Genomic DNA, 1259 nt, shown 5'->3' on the forward strand with positions numbered 1-1259 from the left:
CAGGTGCTTGTATTGTCTTTCCATAGCAACATCCTATGCCCTCTGGGCTGTCGGTGTCGCACTTCAAACTTGAGCCTAAGCTCCTCTGATGCCGGCGGCCATTGGCCAAGGATCTCCGAAGGCGCGCGAGGCCATGGCGGCCGACTGTCCCGGCAATGCTTAGCGCCAGCTAATTAGCCTGCTAGTATTAAATCTCCCTCCCTTACCCTTGGACCCCATGGCGACCTCACCGACTCCCGCACTGCCGCTGCCAGCCGTCCGCCCGCTGTTGGGTATCGCCTTCATGCTCGCCGCGGGGCTGTTGTTCACCATGCTCGACACCGGCGTGAAGTGGCTCACCCAGAGCTACTCTCCCGTACAGATAGTGTGGGCGCGCTATACCGGTCACATGCTGGTGCTGGGAGCTTACCTGCTGATGCTTGGCTGGCCACGCTGTCGGGAAATCATGGCGTCCGTCGAATCGCTGCCGGGCCAGTTCCTGCGGGGACTACTGCTGCTGGGCGCCAGCACCTTCGCCTTTCTCGCCTTTCGCGAGCTGCCCCTTTTGCAGGTCTATGTGATCAACTTCAGCACGCCGCTGCTGGTCACCCTGCTGGCGATCCCATTGCTCAAGGAGCGCGTCACCCTGGCACGGGGCCTGGCCGTCGCCACCGGCTTCATCGGGGTGGTGATCGCCATCGGCCCCGTGGACTGGCGGGCCCAGCCCGCGGCGCTGCTGCCCTTCGGCATGGCCTTCTGCTTTTCGCTCTACCAGCTGGCCACGCGACGCTTCGGCCGCAACGACCACCCCCTGGCCTCGCTGTTCTATGCGGGGCTGGCCGGTGCCCTGGTGAGCTCGCTGGTCGTGCCGTTCTTCTGGTCACCGATCGCCATGGGCGATATTCCCCTGTTCCTGATGGTGGGTACCCTGGGCGCCGCCAGCCAGCTGGGACTGATCATGGCCATGCGCTGTGCGCCCGCCTCCCTGGTCTCTCCCTTCCTCTACCTGCAGATCGTCTGGGCCACCTTGTCCGGCTACCTGGTGTTCGGCGACGTGCCGCTGGTCGAGACCTATCTCGGCGCCGTGCTGATCATCGGCGCGGGGATCTACCTGGCCACCCGGCGCGGGTGAACCAGTCATCGATGATCAGTGCCGTCGGCGCAGGCACTGAGGCCCCACTGAGCTGATACTCGTCACACCGAGCAGCGCCATGTTGCGCTCGAGTTCCTCGCCGAGCAGCGTCACGGCCCTGGCGACGCCGGCCTCGCCGGCAATGCTC

General features: G+C 64.9%; 2 protein-coding genes. One reads left to right on the forward strand and one right to left on the reverse strand.

Annotated features, from left to right (window positions below; translation table 11 throughout):
* Positions 1-217 precede the first annotated feature (217 nt).
* Positions 218-1111 (forward strand): DMT family transporter, encoded by an 894-nt coding sequence (locus ACESMD_RS15365; protein ID WP_372614685.1) that lies wholly within the window; start codon positions 218-220, stop codon positions 1109-1111.
* 15 nt (positions 1112-1126) lie between these two features.
* Here the strand turns inward: ACESMD_RS15365 and ACESMD_RS15370 are convergent, their stop codons facing one another.
* The gene (locus tag ACESMD_RS15370) at positions 1127-1255 is read right to left on the reverse strand and encodes an alpha-hydroxy-acid oxidizing protein (RefSeq protein WP_372614687.1); all 129 of its coding nucleotides are present in this window, start codon (positions 1253-1255) and stop codon (positions 1127-1129) included.
* Positions 1256-1259: the final 4 nt, after the last annotated feature.

Origin of the sequence: Halomonas sp., from assembly GCF_041689495.1 — a bacterium.
Lineage (GTDB): Bacteria > Pseudomonadota > Gammaproteobacteria > Pseudomonadales > Halomonadaceae > Halomonas.